Origin of the sequence: Pseudobacillus sp. FSL P4-0506 (genome assembly GCF_038003025.1) — a bacterium.
Taxonomy (GTDB): Bacteria; Bacillota; Bacilli; order Bacillales; family Domibacillaceae; genus Pseudobacillus.
Map to the genome: position 1 here is coordinate 2,262,143 of NZ_JBBOOI010000001.1, position 10,358 is coordinate 2,272,500.

General features: G+C 44.0%; 8 protein-coding genes and 1 rRNA gene (1 of these 9 cut by a window edge). All 9 read left to right on the forward strand.

Features of this window, described 5'->3' with window-relative positions:
- Positions 1–6 precede the first annotated feature (6 nt).
- A complete protein-coding gene (locus MKZ02_RS11240) occupies positions 7–1,311 on the forward strand; it encodes an aromatic ring-hydroxylating oxygenase subunit alpha (protein ID WP_340853601.1) in 1,305 nt (434 codons plus the stop codon).
- A gap of 64 nt (positions 1,312–1,375) precedes the next feature.
- On the forward strand, positions 1,376–1,885 hold the full coding sequence (locus MKZ02_RS11245; RefSeq protein ID WP_120032309.1) for an aromatic-ring-hydroxylating dioxygenase subunit beta: 510 nt from the start codon (positions 1,376–1,378) through the stop codon (positions 1,883–1,885).
- A gap of 30 nt (positions 1,886–1,915) precedes the next feature.
- Entirely contained in the window at positions 1,916–2,698 is a 783-nt protein-coding gene (locus MKZ02_RS11250) for an SDR family NAD(P)-dependent oxidoreductase (protein ID WP_340853603.1), read from the forward strand.
- Positions 2,699–2,731: 33 nt separating this feature from the next.
- Positions 2,732–3,700 carry a VOC family protein gene (locus MKZ02_RS11255; protein WP_340853605.1) on the forward strand — a complete coding sequence of 323 codons (969 nt, stop codon included), beginning with the start codon at positions 2,732–2,734 and terminating at the stop codon, positions 3,698–3,700.
- A 133-nt stretch (positions 3,701–3,833) separates the two neighbouring features.
- Positions 3,834–5,603, forward strand: a complete 1,770-nt coding sequence (locus tag MKZ02_RS11260) for a 2-oxoacid:acceptor oxidoreductase subunit alpha (RefSeq protein ID WP_340853607.1) — start codon at positions 3,834–3,836, stop codon at positions 5,601–5,603.
- Positions 5,590–6,456, forward strand: a complete 867-nt coding sequence (locus MKZ02_RS11265) for a 2-oxoacid:ferredoxin oxidoreductase subunit beta (RefSeq protein WP_340853608.1) — start codon at positions 5,590–5,592, stop codon at positions 6,454–6,456. Before MKZ02_RS11260 ends, MKZ02_RS11265 begins: the two co-directional genes overlap by 14 nt.
- A 90-nt stretch (positions 6,457–6,546) precedes the next feature.
- Positions 6,547–6,789 carry a ferredoxin gene (locus MKZ02_RS11270; protein WP_340853609.1) on the forward strand — a complete coding sequence of 81 codons (243 nt, stop codon included), beginning with the start codon at positions 6,547–6,549 and terminating at the stop codon, positions 6,787–6,789.
- Positions 6,790–7,314: 525 nt separating this feature from the next.
- Positions 7,315–8,511 carry a M14 family zinc carboxypeptidase gene (locus MKZ02_RS11275; RefSeq protein ID WP_340853611.1) on the forward strand — a complete coding sequence of 399 codons (1,197 nt, stop codon included), beginning with the start codon at positions 7,315–7,317 and terminating at the stop codon, positions 8,509–8,511.
- Between the two features lie 587 nt (positions 8,512–9,098).
- Positions 9,099–10,358 (forward strand): 16S ribosomal RNA (locus MKZ02_RS11280); it runs 294 nt beyond the window's last position.

A 10,358-nucleotide genomic window follows, 5' to 3' on the forward strand; every position in this document is an offset into this window, starting at 1 on the left:
TTGCAGATGATCAAAACAAAAAAGAGTTTAGAAGAGATGACTCAACAAGAAACGATTGATTATTTAAATGAGACCGTACGTCCCGAGGAAGGCAGCATTCCTGTTTATGTATTGGGGGATCCGTCGGTTTATGAGCTTGAGCATAAACAAGTATTTTTAAAAACATGGTTGTTTATTGGTCACGAGTCTGAGATACCGAATAAAAATGATTTTATGACACGAGATCTAGCTGGATATTCAGTGATCATTACTAGAGGATCTGATGACACAATCAGAGGATTCTATAACATGTGTACTCACCGTGGCATGAAGCTTTGCCGGGCAGATAAAGGGAATAAAGCTTCATTTACTTGTCCTTATCATGGGTTTAATTTCAAAAACAATGGCGATCTGATTGGTGCTCCGCTGCAAAAGGATATTTATGGAGGCCGTCTCGATAAATCCAAAATGGGGTTGAACAAGATTCGGATTGAATCGTACAAAGGTCTTTTATTTGGTACTTGGAATGAAGAAGCGGAATCTTTATCAGAATTTTTAGGTGACTTCAAATGGTATCTTGATATTTTAGTCGGCCGAGCAGAAATGGAGGTACTAGGGGCCCCACAAAGGTTTATCGTGCACTCTAACTGGAAAATTGGTGCAGATAACTTCGTTGGTGATTCCTATCATACAATGGTTACTCACGGATCGATTGCTAAATTAGGGATGGTACCTACTGCTACCTACTCAAGAAAAGGCTATCAAATTTATACGGAAAATGGACATGGCTTAAATTTAGGTACTCCAAATCCGGATTTTGCCTTTCCGGAAGAACTAAAAGAAGAGTATCAATCAAATTTGTCTGAAGAACAGTTTGATATCATGTCTAACCTTAAAAATATGATCGGTAACATTTTCCCTAACCTCTCGTTTTTAATTTCTCATACAAAAGTGAAAGGACAGCTGATCTCTAACACGTCTGTTCGTCTTTGGCGCCCGATTGATGTGGACAAAATGGAAGTCATTACATGGTTTTTAGTTGAAAAAAATGCTCCCGAAGATTGGAAAAGACGTTCCAGAGAATCATTTGTTCTCACGTTCAGTCCTTCTGGGATCTTTGAACAGGATGATACAGAGGTCTTTACTGATATCACCGCAGCTGCATCTGGGCCAATGCCGATGTTGAAAGAGCTTACTTATAATTACACAATGGGTATGCATCGCGATCCGATTACTGAGTTTGCAGGGCCTGGAGTTGTTTACGATGATAAATTTTCTGAGGCCAATCAACGAAATTTTTATCGCTACTGGCTGGATTTAATGAGTAATTAAGGTGACTAAAACTATGAGACTCGTTTTCTGAGTGACAATCAAGTAAGTATGGGGGGAACACGCAATGAATTTAGAAAGGATGGCAGCAAACTACGAATTTGAGCAATGGCTGTATCGGGAAGCAAAATTGCTTGATGACATTGATTTTGACGGCTGGTTTAACTTGATGCACCCTGATTTGTTATACCAAATGCCGGTTCGTGTCAATAAAGAAGGCATTGAGCGGCCGGATTATTCAATGGATATGTTTGCTTTTAATGATGATATTGAATTATTGAAAATTCGTGTAGATCGTCTAAAAACAGATTATGCCTGGGCTGAAATTCCACCGTCTCGCACGCGGCGTTTAGTGAATAATGTTCGCCTTGAAGAATACACTCCTAATGAAAAAGCGGTGGTTTCGAGTTATTTGCTTATCTATCGAAGCCGCAGCACAGACATTCATCACGATTTAATTTCAGGAGAACGGCAGGACGAATTTACTTTCGTAGATGGAGAGTGGAAGCTGTCCAAGCGGATGTTCATTATAGATCAAACAACCATAAATACAAGGAATCTCGCTATCTTTGTATAACAGTAAGATAACAAAAGGGGAGGCGCTATAATGGCCTTAAAAGATAAAGTAGTGTTAATTACAGGTGGCGCGTCAGGAATAGGAGAAGCTGTCACCCGGCGTTTCATCCAAGAAGGAGCCAAAGTGAGCATTATCGGCCGTTCTGAAGAGAAGTTAGCGAAAATGCAAGAAGAATTTGGTGAAAGTATCCTCACTTATCAGGGGGATGTAAGCAAGTATGAGGACAACGAGCAAGCGGTTCAAGCGACTGTTAAGCAATTTGGAAAGTTGGATGTTTTTATCGCGAACGCTGGTGTATTCGATGGGTTTGCTAAATTTGCCGATGTGACTCCTGATGCACTTTCTGAGGCATATGATTTCCTTCTTGATATTAATGTTAAGGGTTCTTTTTTTGGCGCGAAAGCAGCGCTTGAAGAACTGCAGAAAACAAATGGAAATATTATTTTTTCTGTTTCTGGTGCAAGTTTTTATCCTGATGGCGGCGGTGTTTGGTACACAGCGAGCAAGCATGCTCAAATCGGACTCATGCGCCAACTTGCATTCGAACTCGCACCCCACATCCGGGTAAATGCGGTAGCTCCGGGAGGAACACTGACCGCACTTTCAGTTATTCCACCACTGCTCCCGTTTGTTAAAGTCGTAGATAATGAGACAAAAGCAAGCAGCATTAAAAAACGTAATCCCCTTCAAATCGCCCAGATGCCAGAAGATCACGTAGCGGCATATGTATTGTTAGCATCTGACGAATCACGTGCGATTACCGGTGAAGTCATCTCCAGTGATGGGGGGTTAGCCGTTCGCGGGCTCGGATGATCCAATTTAAAAACACTGAAGGAAGTGGTCCAAGTGTCTAAGCCGCTGACTGAAAAAAAGCCCTTGATGGGAAATAATGTAGTGAATCAACTCGCTTTTGTAGTAAAGGACATTGAAAAAGCTTCCGAATCGTTCGCTAAGCTTCTCGGCATCCCTAAGCCTGAATGGTTTTTAACAGGGGATCAGAGCATCTCCAAAGTGGTCTATCGTGGCCAGCCAACAAATTCACGCAGCAAATTAGTTTTTATGAATACTCCAACTGTGCAAATTGAATTGATTGAGCCAAACGAAGAACCAGGAACAATGCGTGAATTTTTAGATACTGTAGGAGAGGGGATTCATCATATTGCCTTTGATGTAGACTCTATTAAAGACAGGCTCCCCGTGTTAGAGAAAAACGGCTACTCACTTCTGCAAAGCGGGGAATTTACATCAAGTGACGGTCGTTATGTATATGTAGATACGATAAGTGATCTAAAGACGCTTGTAGAAATGCTTGAAAGTACGGAACCTAGAGACATTGCTCCAATTACGGAGTGTTTTAATCCTTTGCTTGGGACAAATAAAGTTGAACAACTTGCTCTGGTTGTCAAAAATCTTGACGCTGCAGCCGATGCATACTGTAAGTTGCTTGGGGTGGAAAAACCACCTATCATTCAATCAGGCCCAAGGGAGTTGACTCAGGTTATTTATGAAGGGGAGCCTACTGAAGCAGATTCTAGATACATGTTCACTAATACACCGATGTTGCAAATTGAGTTGATTGAACCAGGAGAGGCTCCAAGCACATGGAAAAGTCATTTAGAGACATATGGGGAAGGCGTTCATCACATTTCGTTTGTTGTAAAGGATATGGATAAAAACATCAAGCTGCTGGAGGATATGGGGTATCCTGTTATCCAAAGCGGAAACTTTTGGAATGGCAAGGGAAGGTATGCTTACATGGATACAACTTCAACATTTAAAGTGATTATAGAGTTGCTTGAAAAGTTTGATTCCTAAGTTAAGAAAGTCAATTTCTTTTACAGGCTGTCTGCTTATGGGCACCTGTCTTTTTTCTGAAAAATAAAGGCTATTGGTCCTACAGCATAAGCAATAGTTTCATAGAGAATTATCGTAAAGGAGGTAGTGTCTAATGATAAATCAGCTTTCCTGGAAAGTTGGGGGACAACAGGGGGAAGGGATTGAAAGTACCGGGGAAATCTTTTCTACCGCTTTGAACCGTCTCGGGTACTTTCTCTACGGGTACCGCCATTTTTCATCCCGAATTAAAGGTGGCCATACCAATAATAAAATTCGTGTGAGCACGACTCCTGTCCGTGCGGTCGCGGATGATTTAGATATTTTAGTGGCATTTGACCAGGAAACCATTGATGTCAACTATGGGGAGCTTCACGATCAGGGAATCATCATCGCAGATGCTAAGTTCAATCCAGTGAAGCCAGATCAGGCAAAGGCAGAATTGTATGTCGTTCCTTTCACAGAAATCGCGGCTGAACTGGGTACGTCGTTGATGAAGAACATGGTAGCTGTAGGGGCCACATGCGCTGTTATTAATTTAGATGTACACGTGTTTACCAATGTAGTAGAAGAAATTTTTGGCCGCAAGGGAGAAGCCGTTGTCCAGAAGAACATGGAAGCGATTCAACAAGGCTATCATTATATGTGTGACCAGCTTGGCAGCAAAGTAGGAGCCATGCAGCTTGAAGCGGCAGATGGACATCAGCGGATGTTCATGATCGGCAATGATGCGATCGCACTCGGTGCCCTGACGGGCGGTGTCCGTTTGATGGCGGCTTACCCGATTACGCCAGCTTCTGAAATTATGGAATACTTGATCGACAAGCTGCCGAAGGTCGGCGGAACGGTCATTCAAACAGAAGATGAAATTGCGGCAGCCACGATGGCGATCGGTGCCAATTATGGCGGCATTCGTTCCTTTACCGCTTCTGCGGGACCGGGCCTCTCTTTAATGATGGAAGCGATTGGTCTGGCGGGGATGACAGAAACGCCGCTCGTTGTCGTTGATACTCAGCGAGGGGGTCCATCTACCGGCTTGCCAACAAAACAAGAACAGTCCGACTTACTGGCGATGATTTACGGAACCCATGGCGAAATCCCGAAAATCGTGATGGCGCCAAGCACGGCAGAAGAAGCCTTTTATGATACGGTGGAAGCCTTTAATCTCGCAGAAGAATATCAATGTCCGGTGATTCTTTTATCTGACTTGCAGCTATCTCTTGGCAAACAAACCGTCGAACCGCTGGACTACAGCCGAGTAGAAATCCGCCGAGGCAAACTTGTTCAAGAAGAGCTGCCGGAGCTGGATGGAAAAGCTTACTTTAAACGCTATGAAGTGACAGAGGACGGAGTTTCCCCTCGAGTGATCCCTGGCATGAAGCATGGCATTCACCACGTAACAGGGGTGGAGCATGATGAGACCGGCAGGCCGTCCGAAGGAGCGGCTAATCGCCAGGCTCAAATGGACAAGCGGATGAGAAAGCTGGAGCAGATCCGCTTTGATACACCGGTCTATAAAAACGCTCAGCATGAAGAAGCTGATTTATTGTTGATCGGATTTAATTCCACTCGCGGGGCGATTGAAGAAGCGATGGAACGGTTAGAGCAGGAGGGGGCAAAAGTCAACCATGCTCAAATTAGACTCATTCATCCGTTCCCGTCAGAAGAAATCTTGCCGCTGATCGAGTCAGCGAAAAACGTGCTTGTCGTAGAAAATAATGCGACTGGCCAATTGGCGAATATCATTAAAATGAATGTAGGCCACATTCAGAAAGTGAAAAGCCTGCTAAAATATGACGGCAATCCATTCCAGCCGCATCATATTTACCATGGCAGCAAAGAACTTTTCCCATTACAAGGAGCGGTTACAAATGGCAACGTTTAAAGATTTTCGAAATGATGTAAAACCAAACTGGTGTCCAGGCTGCGGTGACTTTTCTGTCCAGGCGGCGATTCAGCGGGCGGCGGCCAATATCGGCTTGACGCCGGATCAGCTCGCGGTTATTTCCGGCATCGGCTGTTCGGGACGTATTTCAGGCTACATTAAATCATACGGCCTTCATGGGATTCATGGGCGATCACTGCCGATTGCTCAAGGAGTGAAGATGGCCAATAAAGACTTAACGGTGATTGCTTCTGGCGGAGACGGCGATGGATTCGCCATCGGCATGGGGCATACGATTCATGCGATGCGCCGCAATATTGATATGACTTATATTGTGATGGATAATCAGATTTACGGGTTAACAAAGGGGCAAACCTCTCCTCGCTCTGCTCAGGGATTTGTAACAAAGTCCACTCCGAAAGGAGCGATTGAAGGAACGGTCTCTCCCATGGAGCTGGCGCTGACAAGTGGTGCTACATTTGTCGCTCAAAGCTTCTCTACGGACCTGAAGGACTTAACGGCCATCATTGAAGCGGGCATCAACCATAAGGGCTTTTCTATTATTAACGTGTTCAGCCCATGTGTGACCTATAATAAAATTAACACCTATGATTGGTTTAAAGAAAACTTAACGAAGCTTTCTGCGATTGAAGACTATGATTCTTCCAATCGGGAGATAGCGATGAATACGCTGATGCAACACAACGGTCTCGTAACAGGGATCATTTATCAGGATAAAGAAAGAGCTTCTTATCAAGAGCTTGTGCATGGCTATGCAGAAGAACCGCTGGCCAGCCAAGACCTGCAGCTAGGCGATGAAATGTTTAATAATCTTGTGAAGGAATTTATCTAGTTCAAGTTTGTAATTACCAAGTGAATGCAGGAAAACTGTGTGTTAGAAGCTTTTATCATTGTGATTTTTATCAAGAAAGAAGGTAGTTGAGTGCCAAAGTATACATTTGTTGATCAAGATACATGTATCGCCTGTGGAGCATGCGGAGCTGCTGCACCAGATATTTATGACTACAACGAGGAAGGCATAGCCTATGTGATCTTAGATGGTAATCAGGGAGTTACCGAAATTCCTGAAGAGTTACTAGAAGAGGTAGAGGATGCCTTTGACGGCTGTCCGACTGAATCCATCAAGATAGAGGATCAGCCTTTTAAGATTAAGATAACTAGTTGATTGGGAGTAACTCTTCGGAGATAACTCAAGTATCAGTGCATGCAAAAGCAATATTGGACGCAAGACCAGCAAGATTGTAAATTCCGCTATTGAGTCGCGGGAAAAGTAATCCGACCTAAGGCTGATGGGCTTATTGTTAGTGATAGCATAGAGATCGACTTGACCGCCATTTGCAAAAGAATGTTTAGTACAAACAGTTAGAAGAATGTCTTCCGTTAATAAAGGGCGCAGCAAATTTGGGTTTGACGGAGAGGGACATACAGCAATTACTCTCTTTACGCTGCATCCTATTTGCTGGGACTGTGGGAGTTCGAGTATTGGTTGCTTTAAAGAACCCTTAAGTAGTACAGAAGACAGTGTATAGAAATATAATTCTAAAAATTCTGAATATAAGTACCTGTACCTCCTTTTATTTTTTAGTCTCAACTATTCATTTTCCACTAAGAAGGAAGGAAAGGGATAACATGCATAGAATTATCTCCATACATGTAGTAAAAATAAGGGTTCAAGATAGGAGGACTGAGAATGAAGAAGGTTGTCAAGGTTCTAAGTTCAACCGCTTTAGCTGCATCTTTACTTACAATACCGACAATGGGATTAGCTGATCCTGGACCAAGTCCACAGCAAGGGGAAAATTTATCAATTGAAGGCTTTATTAGCTATGAGGAGCTTGGCAAGAAGCTTGGACAAATCCAAAAATCAAGCCAGGGAAAAGTGAGTGTTGAGACAGCTGGGTATACAAACCAAGGTCGTGGGATTTATAAGGTATCGGTTGGCCATGGTAAAAAGGTGATGCTTATCCAGAGTGAAATACACGGAAACGAAAAAACAGGAACAGTTGCGCTTCTAAATATTTTGCAGACCCTTGGGTCGAGCAATTCAAAAGAAGCGAAAAAAATTCTTGATGAACTTACAATTGTTATTATTCCAATGATGAATGCGGATGGGTCTGAGCTAAGTCGCCGCGCAAACGATATGAACTGGGAAGAGGTCGTTGCTAAGTTTCCGCAACTTGCGAATGCCAAGCCCGCGTGGAACTATTATTCCTCTCCAGGAAGCTGGGATTATGATAAAAAACCGGGATTTGATGTCAATCGTGATTTCAACCCAGACTTGAATTACGTTCCAGAAGCAGAGGATTTCCCAGGAGCATCCAATAAATACGGCTGGTATATTACACCTGAAGCGCAAACTGTAAGAGATGTGTATAAGGACTTGAAGACACAGTTTGGGAATGTAGATGTATTTGTAGATCTTCACCATCAGGGATTTCCTTATGTAGAGGGGACTGATGATAGGGTAACGATGTCCCTATCAGGCAAGTTTGTAACGAACCCGAACAGTCCGGGCGGTGAAAAATATGCTGCTTATGCTGATAAATTCAAATATGATTTTTCACGCCAGTTGAATGTGGCGGCTTACAATGCCTTGCAGGCAAAAGGGGATTCTGTCTTTACGAATATTTCCTTGTATGATCAAAATATTGACCTGCCTGGCACTGCATTAGGAGCGTTTGCATTAAATGGAAGTGGAACTGTTCTGTTTGAGGTGAGCGGTCAAACACAAAATTTTGGGCAAAAGAAGAGAGGACAGCTTGTAAAAACAGTCGAGACAGGTCTTATGGGAATTATTAATAGCGTAGCTGATGGCTCAGTCAGTGAATTAAATCCTAAAGACTATGAGAAAATTCCTTTAAGTGCAAGAACACCTGGCGGTTTATAAAATATACATTTGCTAGCTGTGAATGATTGTATCAATTTGCAGCTGGCACTTTTTTATAAGCAGTGTTTGAATGTTACTGAAGTACATTTAATAGGAAAGTTTCTCAAACAATTGCTGATCTGCCCCCTAATAAGTCGTTTGTGTTATCTTCAATGAGCTGTAGCTTGCTGCTTTCCTCTATCCTAAAATCGGTGCTTGCCCCTAGAACAAATATTATTTATCTAACAGTCTGCACATAGGATTGAAAGCATTGATTAGTGAGGGGTGTATTACTATAGAAAGAATGCGTGAGGAGAAAGGAAGAGAAAGTACACAGGGCACCTTTTGCAGTGATACATTCAACTTTAATCAATTAAAATAGTATTGACTTTAGATTTTATCTTGTGATATATTATTTTTCGCTGCTAAAAACAGTGATGTAGAGAAAAAACATTTTCGAAAAAGTTGTTGACACTATCATTATAAAGTGTTATTATAATATAAATGTCGCTGATGACGACAACGAAACAAATTGATCTTTGAAAACTGAACAAAATACATGCCAGTAAGTTAATTCTTATTTTTAAATTATGAGCAAGTCAAACATCTTTTTGGAGAGTTTGATCCTGGCTCAGGACGAACGCTGGCGGCGTGCCTAATACATGCAAGTCGAGCGGACTTGACGGAGCTTGCTCTGTTCAAGTTAGCGGCGGACGGGTGAGTAACACGTGGGTAACCTGCCTGTAAGACTGGGATAACTCCGGGAAACCGGGGCTAATACCGGATATTCTTTTTCTTCGCATGAAGAAGAATGGAAAGGCGGCTTTTAGCTGTCACTTACAGATGGACCCGCGGCGCATTAGCTAGTTGGTGAGGTAACGGCTCACCAAGGCGACGATGCGTAGCCGACCTGAGAGGGTGATCGGCCACACTGGGACTGAGACACGGCCCAGACTCCTACGGGAGGCAGCAGTAGGGAATCTTCCGCAATGGACGAAAGTCTGACGGAGCAACGCCGCGTGAGTGAAGAAGGTTTTCGGATCGTAAAGCTCTGTTGTCAGGGAAGAACAAGTACCAAAGTAACTGTTGGTACCTTGACGGTACCTGACCAGAAAGCCACGGCTAACTACGTGCCAGCAGCCGCGGTAATACGTAGGTGGCAAGCGTTGTCCGGAATTATTGGGCGTAAAGCGCGCGCAGGCGGCTTCTTAAGTCTGATGTGAAAGCCCACGGCTCAACCGTGGAGGGTCATTGGAAACTGGGAGGCTTGAGTGCAGAAGAGGAGAGCGGAATTCCACGTGTAGCGGTGAAATGCGTAGAGATGTGGAGGAACACCAGTGGCGAAGGCGGCTCTCTGGTCTGTAACTGACGCTGAGGCGCGAAAGCGTGGGGAGCGAACAGGATTAGATACCCTGGTAGTCCACGCCGTAAACGATGAGTGCTAAGTGTTGGAGGGTTTCCGCCCTTCAGTGCTGCAGCTAACGCATTAAGCACTCCGCCTGGGGAGTACGGCCGCAAGGCTGAAACTCAAAGGAATTGACGGGGGCCCGCACAAGCGGTGGAGCATGTGGTTTAATTCGAAGCAACGCGAAGAACCTTACCAGGTCTTGACATCCCGCTGACCGGTCTGGAGACAGATCTTTCCCTTCGGGGACAGCGGTGACAGGTGGTGCATGGTTGTCGTCAGCTCGTGTCGTGAGATGTTGGGTTAAGTCCCGCAACGAGCGCAACCCTTGATCTTAGTTGCCAGCATTCAGTTGGGCACTCTAAGGTGACTGCCGGTGACAAACCGGAGGAAGGTGGGGATGACGTCAAATCATCATGCCCCTTATGACCTGGGCTACACACGTGCTACAATGGATGGTACA